Origin of the sequence: Serratia sp. BNK-23 (assembly GCF_047456145.1) — a bacterium.
GTDB lineage: Bacteria > Pseudomonadota > Gammaproteobacteria > Enterobacterales > Enterobacteriaceae > Serratia > Serratia nematodiphila.
On sequence record NZ_CP179900.1, the window covers coordinates 968040 to 982649 of the forward strand.

Consider the following 14610-nt stretch of genomic DNA (forward strand, 5'->3'; position numbering starts at 1 on the left):
TATACTTGCCGAATCACACTAACTCGTTGAGCCAGTTGTCAAACGGCGCTTTCGGCATCGCGCCGTTGAGCATGTCGATCATCTTGCCCTGACGGAACACCATGATGGTCGGGATGCTGCGGATGCGGAAACGGGCGCTCAGCTCCGGCTCGGCTTCGGTGTTCACTTTCACGAAGCGCACTTTGCCGGCGCGCTCTTCGGCCACGTCTTCAAAGATCGGCGCAAAGCTGCGGCACGGGCCGCACCACGGCGCCCAGAAATCGACCACGACCGGCAGATCGTCCTGCAGCAACTGGTCCAGCGTGGCGGCGGTGGCGTTGATCACTTCACCGTCGAAGAGCTCATGGCCGCAGCGGCCGCATTTCGCATTGTCCGCCAGACGTTCTTCCGGCACGCGGTTGGTGGCATTGCAAGCTGCACAAACTGTATTCATGTTGACCTCGGGTACAGAGAAAGCATGGTCCCCGCAACGCGGTTGCGGAGATGTTTCTTTAATGCTGACAATTATCGGCAAAACCCGGCGCGTGAACAATGAGGTTTGTTCAATGGATGTGATAGTTGGGAGCTTTTAGCGCAAGTTGGTGGCTTCGTGCACCAACATCAGGTAATCTTCGCGCCCTGCGCGTTGGTGGAGAAGACAATGAACGATTCATTTAGTGGCAAGAACGGTAAAGTCAAAGTGATGTACGTCCGCAGTGACGACGACAACGGCGACGACCGTAACAAGAATAAACGTCCGGCCGGCAAAGGCCGTCCGGCTGACGGTGCGCGATCGGGCCGCACCGGTCAAGACAAGGCGCGCGGCGGCAACGATCGCCGCGGCGCCGACTCCCGCCGCAGTGAAAGCGATCGTCCTCGCCGTCCGGCGCGCTCTGAAGATCGCGGTGGCAATGAGTCGCCGTGGAGAACCGTCTCGCGCGCGCCGAATGAAGAGCCGGCGTTCGATCATGGCGGCATCAGCGGCAAAAGCTTTATCGATCCTGAGCAGCTGCGCCGCCAGCGCGCGGAAGAAACCCGCGTTTACGGTGAAAATGCCTGTCAGGCGCTGTTCGCCAGCCGTCCGGAAGCGATCGTGCGCGCCTGGTTCGTGCAGTCGGTCACCCCGCGCTTCCGCGAAGCGCTGCGCTGGATGGCGGCTAACCGCAAAGCTTACCACGTGGTGGATGAAGAAGAACTGGCCAAGGCTTCCGGCACCGAGCACCACGGCGGCGTCTGCTTCCTGATCAAAAAGCGTCAGGGCCTGGATGCGCAGACCTACCTGAAAAGCGCGCCGGCGACCGACTGCGTATTGGCGCTGGAAGAAGTGGGCAACCCGCATAACCTGGGCGCCATCGTTCGTTCTTGCGCCCACTTCGGCGTCAACGGCGTGCTGCTGCAGGATCCGGCGCTGCTGGAGTCCGGCGCGGCGGTGCGCACCGCAGAAGGCGGCGCGGAGCACATCAAGGCGATCAACGCCGATGATTTCCTGTCGGTGCTGGATACCTTCCGCAAGGCGGGTTACACCATCGTCACCACCTCCAGCCACAAAGGCACCGCGCTGGCGCAGGCCAAGCTGCCGGCCAAGATGGTGCTGGTGCTGGGCCAGGAACGCGACGGTCTGAGCGACAGCGCCTGGCAGCAGGGCGATATGAACGTGTCCATCGGCGGCACCGGCAAGGTGGAAAGCCTGAACGTTTCCGTGGCGACCGGCATTCTGCTGGCGGACTGGTGGCGTCAGAATCAGGCGTAATTTTCTACGTCGGATAAAAAAACGGGCGCCCCAGGGCGCCCGTTTCGTTTATTGAAGCTTAGTGAGCGCCGCCGCCCCCGCCGCCGCCGGAGCTGAATGGCGGTTTCGCCACCCACACCAGCACCAGCAACACCAGGAACACCCCGGCCGACAGCCAGAATATCTCGTTGGCGGAGATGATCAGGCCCTGCGCGGTGATCTCGTTGGCGATATACGCCGACGCCTGCTGCTTGCTCATGCCGAGCTGCTCCAGTTGCCGGTACATCTCCTGCGACTGCGGGTTGTACGGGTTGACGAACTCCGTCAGTTGCGAATGGTGCTGCGATTCGCGCTGCGTCCACAGGGTGGTGGTGATCGAGGTACCGATCGAGCCCGCCAGCGTTCGCGTGAAGTTCGACAGGCTCGATGCCGCCGCCATGCGTTCCGGCGGTAGGCCGGACAGCGTGATGGTGGTCAACGGCATGAAGAAGCAGGCGATGGCGAAGCCCTGAACGAACTGTGGCCAGGCGGATGCGCCGAAGTCCATGCCCGGTTCAAACGTATAGGCGCGCCAGTAGAAGCACACGGCATACATGATGAAGCTGAAGGTCACCAGCCGGCGCATGTCGAGCCGGTTGCCGAACTTGCCGATGATCGGCGACAGCAACACTGGGATCAGCCCGACCGGCGCCGACGCCAGCCCCGCCCAGGTGGCGGTATAGCCGTACACCTCTTGCAACAGCTGCGGCAGCAGCACGATGGCGCCGAAGTACAGCATGTACGCCAGACTGATGCACAGGCAGCCGATGGTGAAGTTGCGCGACTTGAACAGCGACAGATCCACCACCGGATGGTCGTCCGTCAGCTCCCACACCACCAGGAACAGCAGCGCCACCACCGCCACGACGGTGAGCGTGATGATCTCGGTCGAGTTGAACCAGTCCAGCTCCTTGCCCTGATCGAGCATGATCTGCAGAGAACCGATGCCGACGATCAGCAATACCAGGCCGACGGTGTCGATCGGTTTGATCTCGGTTTTGGTTTCCCGCCCCTTCAACGTCGCCATCGCCGCCACGATCACGAAGACGCCGATCGGGATGTTGATGAAGAAGATCCAGCCCCAATGGTAGTTGTCGCTGATGTAGCCGCCGAGGATCGGCCCGAAGATTGGCGCGACGATAACGGTCATCGACCACAGCGCCAGGGCCATCGCTCGCTTGGCGGGCGGGTAGTTGTTCAACAACAAACTCTGCGACAGCGGGATCAGTGGCCCGGCCACCACGCCCTGGATCACGCGGAAGAAGATCAGCATGCCAAGGCTGTTGGAGATGCCGCACAGCCAGGAGGCGATGGCGAACAGCGCGGTGGACCAAAGGAACAGCCGCACTTCGCCGAAACGCTTCGCCAGCCAGCCGGTGATCGGAATCGAGATGGCGTTCGCCACGCCGAACGAGGTGATCACCCAGGTGCCCTGCGAGTTGGAAGACCCGAGGTTACCGGAAATGGTGGGGATCGCCACGTTGGCGATGGTGGAGTCCAGCACCTGCATGAAGGTCGCCATGGCGAGCGCGACCGTCATCCAGGCAAGCTGGGCACCTTCAAGCGGTTTCTGTGGCAAGATGGCCTCCCGCGCGCTTAGCCGGCGTTCGCATGGATCACGTCGGCGATCAGCTGGTTAACCGGCGCCAGATTCAACGCCAGCGCGTCGCTCTGATACAGCGGTTTGTCGCGCACCACGTCGGCCAGCACGCGGCCGTCCAAATTGGCGGTGTCGACGGTCACCAGCGTCGAAAGACCGATGCGCAGCGGATGATCGGCCACCTGCTTGGCGTCGAGCTCAATACGCACCGGCAGGCGTTGCACCACCTTGATCCAGTTGCCGGTGGCGTTTTGCGCCGGCAGCAGCGAGAAGGCGCTGCCGGTGCCCATGTCGATACCGGCCACTTTGCCCTGATACACCACGTCGTCGCCGTAGACGTCGCTGACCACCGTCGCCGGCTGGCCGATGCGCATATTGGCGATCTGCGTTTCCTTGAAGTTGGCGTCAACCCAGATGTGATCGGCCGGCACTACCGCCATCAGCGGCGAACCGGCGGCGATCTGCGCGCCGACCTGCACGCTGCGGCGCGAGACATAGCCGGTAATCGGGCTGATCACTTTGGTACGCTGCAGCGCCAGCCAGGCGTCGCGCATCTGCGCGGCGGCTTGCTGGATCGCCGGCTGCTGTTCCAGCGGGGTGTTCAGCACCATCGCCTGGTTGGCGTTGTATTGCTGCACCGCCACTTCCAGCGCGGCTTTGGCGCTGTCGACCGCATCGCGAGCGTGTTGCAGCTCTTCGCGGCCGATGGCGTCAACGCTGCCCAGCACCACGCGGCGTTTCAGATCGTTCTCGGCCTTGCTCAGATCGGTCTTGCGCAGGGCGATGTTGGCCTGATACTGCTTGCTGTTGATGATCAGCTGGTGGGTCTGACGCACGCTGTTGGCCAGGCCGGTTTTGGCGCGTTCAAACGCCTGCTCGGCATCGGTCGGATCGAGCGTCAGCAGCACGTCGCCCTGCTTGACGTAGTCGGTGTTGTCGAAGTTGACGCTGTTCACGCTGCCGGACACCTGGGCCATGATCTGCACCTGGTTGCCGGAGACGTAGGCGTCGTCGGTTTCCTGGTGATGACGCAGCACCAGGAACCAATACACTAAATAAGCCACCCCTATAACAATGAAAATAACCGTCAGCAACAGCAGCCAAAATTTGCGCTGCTTCTTTTTGCCGCTCGGCTGCTGCGGGTTTTGGGTTTCCGCGCTTGCGCTCATGGTGTTCTCCAAGCCTTATATTATTATGCTTTCGAATCCGCTGCGGCCGGGGCCTGATAGCCACCGCCCAACGCGCGGATCAGTCCTATCTTCGCCTGCAGTAAATTGCTGCTGGCATTCAACTCCGCCTGTTGCTGCTGCAATAGCTGCGTCTGGCTGGTCAACAGATCGTCGCGCCCGATAATCCCTGCCTGGTAACGGGCGTTGGCGACCTGATACACCTGTTGCATCGACTGGGCCGCGGACGCCGCCTGCAGTTGCTGCTGCGCAGAACTCTGCTGGATGGTGATGGCGTCGGCGGTTTCCTGTACCGCATTCAGGATGGTTTGGTTGTAGGATTCCACCGCTTCGTCATACAGCGCGGATTCCTCGCCCAGCTTGCTGCGCAGGGCCCCGGCGTGGAAGATCGGCAGCGAGATCGCCGGCATCACGTTCCAGGCCTGGCTGGCCGCTTCAAACAGATTCGGGCTGGTGCCACTGGTATTGGTGGTCATCAGGCCGGCGAAGGCTGAAATGGTCAGGCTGGGGTAAAACTCTTTACGCGCGGCGCTGACGCGCTGGCTGTAAGACTCCACCAGCTGGCGTTGCGCGGCGATGTCCGGGCGTTTGCCCAGCAGATCCGCCGTCAGCTCGCCCTGCGGCGCCATCAGGTTGTCTGCGGGCAAAGGCACCTGACGCAGGTGCTGCATGGCGTTCGGCCCCTGGCCCGCCAGCGCGGCGAGCTGGTGTCTGAGCTGTTCGATTTGCGACTGCAGCTGCAAGATCTGCTGCTTGGCGACGTCGGACTGCGCCTGGGTTTGTTGCGGCACATCGACGCCGGTCAGGCCGGCCTGATAGCGCTGTTGGCGCAGCGCGGTCAGGCGCTCGTTGTTGTTCACTTCCTGCTGCAGCAGCTTCTCGAGCGCCAGATTGCTCTGCAGCTGGTAGTAGGCGGACGCCACCGAGCTGGTCAGCGTCAACGCCGCCTGTTCCTGCTCGGCGCGCGCTGCGTTCACTTGCGCCTTGGCGGCGTTCACCTGGTTGCGGTATTTGCCCCACCAGTCGAACTCGTACGCCAGGTTCAACCCCAGCGAGTTGGAGCTTGAATAGATCGGCTTATGCGGATACCCCAGCCCCATATTGACGTTCTGCGGCACACGCTGGCGCTGGGTGCTGGCGTTCAGATCCAGGTTCGGCCCGTTGGCGGCGCTGGCTTCGCCCACCACGCTCTGCGCTTCGCGCACGCGGGCGGCGGCCTGACGCAGGGTCGGCGAACTTTGCAGCGTCTGCGTCATCAAGGCGTCCAGCTGCGGATCCTTGAGGGCGCGCCACCACTGCGGGCTGACGGCCAGCGAACTGACTTTCGGCTGAGCCAACTGCAGGCTCTGCGGATCCATCAGCGTGGATTGCGGGGCAATATTATCGGTCGAAGCACACCCGGCCAGCAGCAACACGGCGAACAGCGGGGTGAATCTCCAGTTGAATGGGGATCGCATAAGTAGGTACCTGAACAGAAATTGTGAATTAGGGTAACTGTTCTGTGATTTCCATTTGATCCAGACGTGCCAGCAATTTGCGCGTCAGCTGTTCCAGCTGTTTTTGCTCATCGTCGGTCAGCGTGGACCACAGGAAATGCAGACATTGGTGCTGCGGCGGCAGCAGTTGACTGAGAAATTCTTCCCCCTGCGGCGTCAGATGCAGATGCAGGCAGCGGCGATCGTTGTCGCTTTCCCGGCGTTCGATCCAGCCGCGCTTCTCCAGCTCGTCGGCGATGCGGGTTGCATTGGTGCGCGAGGAGCCCAGGGCAGAGCTTAGCTCAGAAGGTTGGATGCTGTGGCTTTCCTGCGCATCCAGGGTAATCAGCGCCATAAACAGTGTTTCGTTAATCCCCTGCGCTTTCAGCATCTTATTGCGGTTTTCCAGCAGCTTGCCTTGCATGTGCATGCACAGGCGGGTCAGCAGGATTTCCTGATAAGGGAAATCTTTCTGCCGCGTGGCGCGGAAATTCAGCATTTGTTCTATGGGGGCAAACGAGCTTTCCATAATTTAGGGCCTCATTAATTTCGTTCGAGATAGTAACGACGGTGACAAATAATGTAAATGTTCAGCCGTGCGGATAATTTAGCAATTCGTGTCATTTGTCAGTGTTTGTAAAGATGTGGCGCCTGAAAACGCCAATGTGAAGCCAAACGATCGGGAGCGGCGTCAGCCTGCACCGAAAAGCATTAACAGTTTTAATGTGACGCCGAAGGCCGTTGCGCCGAGCAGCGTCGACAGAATGATGCTTTTGCTGCGGTAGAAGCACAGTGCCAGCGCGGCGAACCCCACCAACGTCGGCAGCAGCTTGTCCGGCTCGCGCATCACCACCGGCGTGCTGGAGACCACCAGCAGGGCGCAGATCGAGGCGATGCCAATGCTGTCGAGCAACAGGGCGGCTTTACCGCGTTTGAGGCCGGGCTGGGCGCGCGCCGGCGCCAGCCGCAGCGGCAGATAACGGAACAGGTAATTGGCGCAGCCCACCACCAGGCCAATCACCAGCACATCAATGTTCATGGCTGGCCTCCGCCGGGGCTGGCTGGAACAGGGCGGCAATGCAGCCGGCGCCGATGCCGGCCAAAATGGCGACCGGAATGGAGAACAGCACCACGCCGAGCAGCGCGCCGGCCAGCGCGGCGGCGATAGTCAGGCTCTGCGGGCGGCGGAAGGCGGCCAGCAGGAAACTGAGAAACAGCGCCGGCAGCATGAAGGCCAGCGAGGCCTCGATCACCGGGAACTGCTCCAGCGGGCCGTTGCCGAACAGCGCGCCGAGCGCGGTGCCGGCCACCCAGGAGAGCCAGGAACAGAGCGCGATGCCCAGCATCCAGTTTTCGCTCCAGCTGCGGTTATTGCGCATCAGCCTGGCGGTGGCGGCGGCGAAGACCTCATCGGTCAGGCCAAAGGCCCATATCGCCGTTTTGCCGGGCGACATGCGCGAGACGATGCGGTGACGCAGCGCCGGGCCGTACAGCAGGTGGCGCACGTCCATCGCCATCACCGTCAATGCGGAGACCCACAGCGACATCCCGGCGCTCAGCAGGGCGGTGATCACGAACTGGCTGGCGCCGGCGTAGATGATGCAGGAGAAGAAAATGCTTTCCAGCGGGGAAAAACCCAGTTTGACGGCGCTGAGGCCGAAGGCGAACGCCACCGGGACATACCCGATGACGATCGGCAAACTGTCGACGACGCCGTTGGCGAAGGTGGCGCTGACGGCGGGCGGATTGAGGCTGTCTGCAGCTTGGCTTTGCATGGTTGTGGATCGCAGGGTAGATAGGACTTCAATAGTTTATGCCCAGAACATTACCAGAGAGTAAGTAATGTTTATACCCTGCACCGCTAATAAATTTCTTTAGTGACTATTTGCACGATAATCAGATTGCCGCCGGCCCCTGCGGATCGTGGTGCTTGCCGAGCCACCAGGTCAGCAGGTTGAGCAGGCATAACACCCCGCCGGCGGCGGCCACGCCGTACCAACCGGCATGTTGATAGGCCGAGGCGGAGAGCAGCGAACCGAGCGCGCCGCCGATAAAGTAGCTGGTCATGTAGCCGGCGGTCAGGCGGTTGCGCGCGTCCGGCATGATGCGGTACATCACGCTCTGGTTGGTGACGTGTACCGCCTGCACCGCCAGATCGAGGATCAGGATGCCGGCGATCAGCGCCCACAGCGATTGTTTGGCGAACGCGATAGGGATCCAGGACAGCAGCAGCAACACCAGGCCGACGGTGGTGGTCAGCCCGGCCTTGCCTTTGTCCGCCAGATGCCCGGCGCGCGAAGCGGCCAGCGCGCCGGCGGCGCCCACCAGGCCGAACAGCCCAATCACCCCCTCGGAATAGTTGAACGGCGGCGCGGCGAGCAAAAAGGCCATTGAGGTCCAGAGCACGCTGAAGTTGGCGAACGACAGGGCGCCGAGGATGGCGCGGGTGCGCAGCAGCGGCGTGCGGCAGAACAGGCTGAAGATCGAGGCCAGCAGCTGCGGGTAGTTCAGCCCGGAGTGTTGCTTATAGCGCGGCAGCGCGCGCCACAGGATCAGCGCCATCAGGATCATCAGCACGCTGGCGGCCCAGTAGATGGTGCGCCAGCCGCCGAACGACGCCAGTGCGCCCGCGACGGTGCGTGCCAGCAGGATGCCGAGCAGCAGGCCGCTCATGATGATGCCGACGGTCTTGCCGCGCTTTTCCGGGTGGGCCAGCGTGGCGGCCAGCGGCACCAGGATCTGCGCCACTACCGAGAACAGCCCGGTGAGCGCGGTGCCGAGGATCATCATCGGCAGCGTGGCGGAGGTGGCGGTGATCAGCATGCCGCCGGCGGCCAGCAGCGTCATGAAAACGATCAGCCCGCGGCGCTCGAACATATCACCGAGCGGCACCAGCAGCAGCAGGCCGGTGGCGTAACCGAGCTGCGCGGCGGTGACGATAAAGCCGGCCTGGTTGACCGACAGGTTGAAACTGGTGGCGATGGTTTCCAGCAGCGGTTGCGCGTAATAGTTGCTGGCGACCGCCAGGCCGGTGGCGATGGCGATCAGCACGGTCAGCGCCGGGCTGAGGCCCGGATGGGCGTTTTTTGGGGTCATGATTTTTTCATCACGGGAAGAAGATAGCGCGCAGTATCCGGCAACGCGTCTGCGGAAACCAATGTATAATTTTCATTTGATTTATCTCATTTCAAGATAGATGCCATGAACCTGAAACAGATCCGCTATGCGCTGGCGGTGGCGGAAGAACAGAGTTTCACCCGGGCGGCGCAGCGCTGCCATACGGTGCAGTCGGCGCTCAGCCACCAGATCGCCAAACTGGAAGAAGAGCTGGGCTGTACGCTGTTTGAACGCACCTCGCGCCGGGTGCGATTGACCCCCGCCGGCCAGGCTTTCATTCCGTCGGCGCAGCGGCTGTTGGCGGCGCAGCAGGCGCTGGTGGAAGAGGTGACCGCCGCCGGCGATGCGGTGTCCGGCACCCTGACCATCGGCACGATTTCAACCATAAACGCGATTGATCTGACCGAAAAGCTCGACAAGTTTCATCGCCACTATCCGGCGGTGAACATCCGCCTTTACGTTGGCATGAGCGAAGCCCTGTTGGAGGACGTGCGTCAGCAGAAGTGTGATATGGCGTTTGTCGGCATCTGGCCCGGCGATGTCGATTTACTGCCGATGTCGCACCGGCAGTTGACCGATGAGCCGCTGGTGGCGTTGGTGGCACCGCAGCACCCGCTGGCCAACCGCGAGCGGGTCAACCTGCAAGCGCTGGCGGAAGTGCCGCTGGTGGATTTCTACAGCGGCACCGGCGCGCGGCGCCAAACCGATCGCGCCTTCCTGGCGGCGGGCATCCGCCGGCACGTCAGTTTTGAGATCGATCATATCGAATGGCTGGAGAATCTGGTGCGGCGCGGGTTGGCGGCGGGTATCGTACCTGTCTCGACCGCGCAACGCTTAAGCGCGTTGGTGTCGATTCCGATTGAAGACGGGCCGCGGCGCCAGGTGTATTGCATTTGGCCGCAGCCCTTGTCGAACGCCGCCGCACGTTTTTTACAGTTCAGCGGCATCGATATGGCGGGGTAGGGGCGCGGCAAAGGCGGCGCCCCTGAACGGTTACGGCTTCGCCGCTGCGGCGGCGGTTTTCACCCAGCCGTCGAAGGTGGCCTGATGAGCCTTGATCCAGCCGTTAATGTGGTTCTGGATATCGGCTTCCGAAGCCTGGCCTTCATGCATGCGCAGGTTTTGCGCGTTGATGTCGGCGATCGGCAGCTTCATGATGGCGAACAGCTTGGCGGCCGCCGGATTGGCTGCGGCCCACTGCTTGTTGGCGGCGATGCGCATGGTGTTGACCGGGAAGCCGTAGTTGGCGCCGTTAGGCAGTTTGGTGTCAACGTTTTTCTGCTCGCCCGGCAGGGAGGAAAACGGCACCTGCAGCCAGACCACGTCGCGGCCCGGCACCATCACATCGCTGACCCAGTACGGCGTCCAGGTGTAATACAGCACCGGTTTACCCTCTTTGTAGCGGGTGATGGTGTCGGCGATCATCGCCGCGTAGTTGCCCTGATTGTGCTCGACGGTGTTGCTCAGGCCATAGGCCTTGATGTGGTGGTTGATCACCGCTTCGCAGCCCCAGCCCGGGGTGCAGCCGGTCAGATCGGCCTTGCCGTCGCCGTTGGTGTCGAACAGCTTGGCGATCTTGGGATCCTTGAGCTGCTCGACGTTGGTGATGTGGTATTGCTCGGCGGTTTTCTTGTCGATCAGGTAGCCCTGCGCGGCGCCGTTGACGTAGACGCCTTCGCGGTAGAACTTGGCGTCGCCGCCGGCGGCCTTGTACTGATCGGCGTGCAGCGGATCCCAGTTGACCGCGATAAAGGTCGCGTCACCGGAGGCGATCGAAGTGTAGGCGACGTTGTAATCCACTTCACGCGGTTCTTTCACGTCGTAACCCAATTTTTCCAGCGCCTTGCTGACCAGCAGCGTCTGGAAAGTCTCTTCGGAAATGGTGCTTTGCACCGGCTGTACCGCGATCCCCTTGCCGGGTAAATCTGCCGCGCTCACGCTCTGTGAGCCAATCAGCGTCGTCAGGGCGAGAGCCCAGATGCCCGTGGTGCGCATAGTGTTTCCCCTCTTTCGATGTGGTGGTGTCATAGCCCGCCGGGGCCGCAGCCGCCGGCGGGAAAAGCGTCAGGCTTGCTTGATGAACGGGCGAGTCAGTAACCCGATGGGGCCGCGGCGATACCAGCGACCGATGCCTTTACTGCGGCGATCGCGCCCCAGCGATTGGGTGAGGCGATCGAGAATGATCGCCAGGATCACGATGCCGACCCCGCCGACGGCGGCCAGGCCCATGTCCAGCCGACCGATGCCGCGCAGCACCATCTGTCCCAGGCCGCCGACGGCGATCATCGAGGCGATGACCACCATCGACAGCGCCAACATCAGCGTCTGGTTAACGCCGGCCATGATGGTCGGCATCGCCAGCGGCAGCTGCACCTTGAACAGCAGCTGGCGCGGGCTGGCGCCAAAGGATTCGGCGGCCTCGATCAGATCCTCCGGCACCTGCTTGATGCCGAGAATGGTCAGACGCACGATCGGCGGCAGCGCGAAGATGATGGTTACCACCACGCCTGGCACGTTGCCGATGCCGAACAGCATGACGATCGGCACCAGATAGACGAAGGCCGGAGTGGTTTGCATGGCGTCGAGCAGCGGCCTAATCACCTTGGCGGCATGCTTGCTGCGCGCCAGCCAGATGCCGAGCGGCAGGCCGATAAGGATGCAGAAGAACAGCGCAGTCAGCACCAGCGCCAGCGTGACCATCGCCTGCGACCAGGCGCCGATGGCACCGATGGCGATCAGGGAGAGCAGCGTCGCGGCGCCCATGCCGAGGCCCGAGACCTGCCAGGCGAGCAGCGAGAACACCAGAATGGCGATCGGCGCCGGCATGCCCAGCAGCAGTTGTTGGAAGCCGCTCAGGATCATGTCCACCGGCACGCGGATGCCCTGGAACAGCGGGCGGAAGTGCAGCACCAGCCAGTCGATGCCTTGCGTGACCCAGGTGTCGAACGGCACCCAGGCTTTGTGGAACGGATCGAGCAGGCTGAAGTGCTCCGGCTGCGCCGGGGCGCCGCTGAGCCAATCGGCGCTTTGCCCGGCGGCGTCATGTGCGGCCGGCGGCGGCGCGCTGGACCAGGCGTCACCGGCGTTGGCGGCGGCATCGCTGGCAGGTGCGGCGCCGGTATCGGCCGGTGCGGTAGCCCAGGGATCTTGGGTTTGCGTGGTATCACTCATTGGTTGAGCCCTCCTTGTCCAACGCCTGCAGCAGCATGGCCTTGGAGATGATGCCGAGATAGTTATGTTCTTCGCCCACCACCGGCACCGCGCACGGCGCCTGGGCGACCAGGGAAATCAGATCGCTGAGCGGCGTGTCGGCCGGCACGGCGGCGGGGGCCTCGAGCAGGGCATCGTCCAGCGTTTGATTGGCGGACAGCGCCTTTTTCAACGACTCTATCGACACCACGCCGATAAATTTCTTCCCGCGTTCAACAACATAACCATAATCACGGTCCTCATCGCGCAGCAGCTGCAGCGCCGAGCGGGGGCCAAAACCGGGGGTTTTGCGGATCAGCGTCACCGGGCGCCGTTGGGCGATATCCTTGGCGCTGAATACATGACTGATGTCCACGCCGCGGAAGAAGGTGCGCACATAGTCGTTGGCCGGGTTGTTCAGGATCTCGTCCGGCGTGCCGACCTGGATCACCTCACCGCCCTGCATGATGGCGATGCGATCGCCAATGCGCATCGCTTCGTCCAGATCGTGGGAAATAAACACGATGGTGCGCTGATGCTGAGCCTGTAATTTCACCAGCTCATCCTGCATTTCGGTACGAATTAACGGATCGAGCGCCGAGAAGGCTTCGTCCATCAATAATATATCCGGGTTATTGGCCAGGGCGCGGGCTAATCCCACGCGCTGGCGCATACCGCCGGATAATTCATCCGGATAAGACAGCGCATAATTCTCCAGCCCGACCTGACGCAGGGCATCCAGCGCTTTTTCCTGGCGCTCCTGCAGCGGTATGCCGGCTAACTCCATACCGAAAGCGGTGTTATTCAGCACATTCATGTGCGGCATTAGCGCGAATGACTGGAATACCATGCTGATCTTATTTCGCCGCACGGTGCGCAGTGCGGTGTCAGATATTTTGGCGATGTCCTCACCGTCGATCAGCACCTGACCGCGAGTGGGTTCTATCAGACGATTGAGAAGGCGTACCAGGGTGGACTTGCCGGAACCGGAGAGCCCCATGATGACAAATATCTCGCCTTCTTCAATGGCCAGAGTGGCGTCTTTTACGCCGAGCGATAAGCCGGTTTTTTCAAACAGCCGATCTTTTGTCAGACCTTTATCCAGCAGTTTGAATGCGCGTTCCGGGTGTTCGCCAAATATCTTATACAGGTTCTTTACTTCGAGTTTAATTGCCATGCAATTTGCTGTTTCCTCTGGTTTAATTAACGCGTTATGGGCTGTCCTTAGCAAAATAAAAGAGCTTTTTACCCTAACACAGTGAATATCTGAGACAACCCTCAATGTCATTTAAATGGGATATTAGTGGTTTACATCAAGGTTTTAATTAGTTATGGTAATTTGGCCCGTGACTCAAAATTGACGGCCATTATTCGGCATAATGGTTTGGTTTTTTGGAAAATAATACGGTGTGGCGCAGAGAGATATTTTGGCGCCGCGCCTGCCGTTCGGATAATAAAAAACCCGACCAGAGGCCGGGCAAAAGTCATCAGTATTTCATCAGTTTTAACGACAGGTGCCGATATCGAGGGGGATATCGTCGAGCGTCATGTTATCGCCTGAGTATGACAGCCAGATGGCAGCCTCAGGCCTTGCGATACAGCCGCCGCGGATGGCCGATATTGCCGTACAGCATCTCCACCCGCACGAACTGGGTGGCGACGCAATATTCCAGATACCGGCGAGCGGTGGTCTTGCTGATGCCGACTTGCTCAACCACGTCTTCCACCGCATGCGCCACCGCCGGCTGGGCGATAAACAGCGCCTGCACCAGCTCCAGCGTGTTGGTTTCGATGCCTTTGGCGCTCGGCTCGCTGGAGAACTGTTTCGACTGCAGGTTATACAGCGCATCGACGTTGTCCTGATCGATGATCTTGAAGGTGCGCTGGGTCTGCACGAACTGCATGAAGCGTTCGAGCGAATTGCGCAGCCGCTTGTAGGACACCGGTTTGATGATGTAATCGAAGGCGCCGTTGCGGATCGCCTGGCTGCAGGTATGCATGTCGCTGGCGGCGGTGATGAAGATCACCGAACAGGCGGGATTCTTCACCGCCGGTTCTTCCATCAACTCGATGCCCTGGCCGTCCGGCAGGAAGTTATCCAGCAGGATTAGCCGAGGCTGATGCTCGTTGGCTTTGGCCCGCGCTTCGGCCAGCGTGGCGGCGTAAGCCACCACCCGCAGGTTGAAATTTTTCTCGATGAACTCCGCGTGCAGCGTCGCCAGTTGCGGCTCGTCTTCCACGATCAGAACGTCCAGTGCTAGGTGTGACATAATCGGGTGCTCAAAAAATCGGGTT

Annotated in this window: 15 protein-coding genes; 3 read left to right on the forward strand and 12 right to left on the reverse strand. The window is 61.3% G+C overall.

The window, feature by feature from the left end; all coding sequences use genetic code 11:
* Positions 1-13 precede the first annotated feature (13 nt).
* Positions 14-433 carry a thioredoxin TrxC gene (gene trxC, locus ACMGF9_RS04525; RefSeq protein ID WP_031300169.1) on the reverse strand — a complete coding sequence of 140 codons (420 nt, stop codon included), beginning with the start codon at positions 431-433 and terminating at the stop codon, positions 14-16.
* A gap of 207 nt (positions 434-640) precedes the next feature.
* On the opposite strand from trxC, the gene ACMGF9_RS04530 reads away from it, so the two are divergent.
* Positions 641-1729, forward strand: a complete 1089-nt coding sequence (locus tag ACMGF9_RS04530; RefSeq protein ID WP_015378876.1) for a tRNA/rRNA methyltransferase — start codon at positions 641-643, stop codon at positions 1727-1729.
* A gap of 58 nt (positions 1730-1787) precedes the next feature.
* Here ACMGF9_RS04530 and emrB read toward each other — a convergent pair whose 3' ends face one another.
* The 7 genes from emrB to ACMGF9_RS04565 all read right to left on the reverse strand — a co-directional run bounded on the left by emrB (position 1788) and on the right by ACMGF9_RS04565 (position 9105).
* Positions 1788-3329, reverse strand: a complete 1542-nt coding sequence (emrB, locus tag ACMGF9_RS04535) for a multidrug efflux MFS transporter permease subunit EmrB (RefSeq protein WP_161800767.1) — start codon at positions 3327-3329, stop codon at positions 1788-1790.
* A gap of 14 nt (positions 3330-3343) precedes the next feature.
* Positions 3344-4516, reverse strand: coding sequence for a multidrug efflux MFS transporter periplasmic adaptor subunit EmrA (emrA, locus tag ACMGF9_RS04540; RefSeq protein ID WP_015378875.1), 1173 nt, complete (start codon positions 4514-4516; stop codon positions 3344-3346).
* A gap of 23 nt (positions 4517-4539) precedes the next feature.
* Positions 4540-5991: an efflux transporter outer membrane subunit gene (locus ACMGF9_RS04545; protein WP_274872324.1), complete on the reverse strand. Its 1452-nt coding sequence runs from the start codon at positions 5989-5991 to the stop codon at positions 4540-4542.
* Between the two features lie 28 nt (positions 5992-6019).
* Positions 6020-6538 (reverse strand): transcriptional repressor MprA, encoded by a 519-nt coding sequence (gene mprA, locus ACMGF9_RS04550; RefSeq protein ID WP_004928879.1) that lies wholly within the window; start codon positions 6536-6538, stop codon positions 6020-6022.
* Positions 6539-6700: 162 nt separating this feature from the next.
* On the reverse strand, positions 6701-7048 hold the full coding sequence (ygaH, locus tag ACMGF9_RS04555) for an L-valine transporter subunit YgaH (protein WP_004928882.1): 348 nt from the start codon (positions 7046-7048) through the stop codon (positions 6701-6703).
* Entirely contained in the window at positions 7038-7784 is a 747-nt protein-coding gene (locus ACMGF9_RS04560) for an AzlC family ABC transporter permease (RefSeq protein WP_004928884.1), read from the reverse strand. Before ACMGF9_RS04560 ends, ygaH begins: the two co-directional genes overlap by 11 nt.
* 121 nt (positions 7785-7905) lie before the next feature.
* Positions 7906-9105, reverse strand: a complete 1200-nt coding sequence (locus tag ACMGF9_RS04565) for an MFS transporter (RefSeq protein WP_021504985.1) — start codon at positions 9103-9105, stop codon at positions 7906-7908.
* 105 nt (positions 9106-9210) lie between these two features.
* Here ACMGF9_RS04565 and ACMGF9_RS04570 point away from each other — a divergent pair, with 105 nt between their 5' ends.
* Positions 9211-10089: a LysR family transcriptional regulator gene (locus ACMGF9_RS04570; protein ID WP_004928891.1), complete on the forward strand. Its 879-nt coding sequence runs from the start codon at positions 9211-9213 to the stop codon at positions 10087-10089.
* A gap of 30 nt (positions 10090-10119) precedes the next feature.
* Here ACMGF9_RS04570 and proX read toward each other — a convergent pair whose 3' ends face one another.
* From proX to proV, 3 genes are all read right to left on the reverse strand, one after another.
* Positions 10120-11121, reverse strand: coding sequence for a glycine betaine/L-proline ABC transporter substrate-binding protein ProX (gene proX / locus ACMGF9_RS04575; protein WP_322192611.1), 1002 nt, complete (start codon positions 11119-11121; stop codon positions 10120-10122).
* A gap of 69 nt (positions 11122-11190) precedes the next feature.
* Positions 11191-12297 (reverse strand): glycine betaine/L-proline ABC transporter permease ProW, encoded by a 1107-nt coding sequence (gene proW, locus ACMGF9_RS04580; protein ID WP_004928897.1) that lies wholly within the window; start codon positions 12295-12297, stop codon positions 11191-11193.
* Entirely contained in the window at positions 12290-13492 is a 1203-nt protein-coding gene (proV, locus tag ACMGF9_RS04585) for a glycine betaine/L-proline ABC transporter ATP-binding protein ProV (RefSeq protein ID WP_004928900.1), read from the reverse strand. The genes proW and proV overlap by 8 nt, the downstream gene beginning before the upstream one ends.
* Before the next feature lie 126 nt (positions 13493-13618).
* Between proV and ACMGF9_RS04590 the strand changes: the two genes are divergently transcribed.
* Positions 13619-13876: a hypothetical protein gene (locus ACMGF9_RS04590; protein ID WP_135638569.1), complete on the forward strand. Its 258-nt coding sequence runs from the start codon at positions 13619-13621 to the stop codon at positions 13874-13876.
* A gap of 22 nt (positions 13877-13898) precedes the next feature.
* On the opposite strand, the gene ACMGF9_RS04595 is transcribed toward ACMGF9_RS04590, so the two are convergent.
* On the reverse strand, positions 13899-14585 hold the full coding sequence (locus ACMGF9_RS04595; protein WP_004928904.1) for a response regulator: 687 nt from the start codon (positions 14583-14585) through the stop codon (positions 13899-13901).
* Positions 14586-14610 lie beyond the last annotated feature (25 nt).

Bases quoted from the DNA above. Each gene is read 5' to 3' on its own strand.
- ACMGF9_RS04560 (WP_004928884.1), bottom strand. From the start codon at position 7,784: ATGCAAAGCCAAGCTGCAGACAGCCTCAATCCGCCCGCCGTCAGCGCC.
- ACMGF9_RS04570 (WP_004928891.1), top strand. From the start codon at position 9,211: ATGAACCTGAAACAGATCCGCTATGCGCTGGCGGTGGCGGAAGAACAG.
- ACMGF9_RS04530 (WP_015378876.1), top strand. From the start codon at position 641: ATGAACGATTCATTTAGTGGCAAGAACGGTAAAGTCAAAGTGATGTAC.
- ygaH (WP_004928882.1), bottom strand. From the start codon at position 7,048: ATGAACATTGATGTGCTGGTGATTGGCCTGGTGGTGGGCTGCGCCAAT.
- ACMGF9_RS04565 (WP_021504985.1), bottom strand. From the start codon at position 9,105: ATGACCCCAAAAAACGCCCATCCGGGCCTCAGCCCGGCGCTGACCGTG.
- mprA (WP_004928879.1), bottom strand. From the start codon at position 6,538: ATGGAAAGCTCGTTTGCCCCCATAGAACAAATGCTGAATTTCCGCGCC.
- proX (WP_322192611.1), bottom strand. From the start codon at position 11,121: ATGCGCACCACGGGCATCTGGGCTCTCGCCCTGACGACGCTGATTGGC.
- proV (WP_004928900.1), bottom strand. From the start codon at position 13,492: ATGGCAATTAAACTCGAAGTAAAGAACCTGTATAAGATATTTGGCGAA.
- ACMGF9_RS04545 (WP_274872324.1), bottom strand. From the start codon at position 5,991: ATGCGATCCCCATTCAACTGGAGATTCACCCCGCTGTTCGCCGTGTTG.
- proW (WP_004928897.1), bottom strand. From the start codon at position 12,297: ATGAGTGATACCACGCAAACCCAAGATCCCTGGGCTACCGCACCGGCC.
- trxC (WP_031300169.1), bottom strand. From the start codon at position 433: ATGAATACAGTTTGTGCAGCTTGCAATGCCACCAACCGCGTGCCGGAA.
- emrA (WP_015378875.1), bottom strand. From the start codon at position 4,516: ATGAGCGCAAGCGCGGAAACCCAAAACCCGCAGCAGCCGAGCGGCAAA.
- ACMGF9_RS04595 (WP_004928904.1), bottom strand. From the start codon at position 14,585: ATGTCACACCTAGCACTGGACGTTCTGATCGTGGAAGACGAGCCGCAA.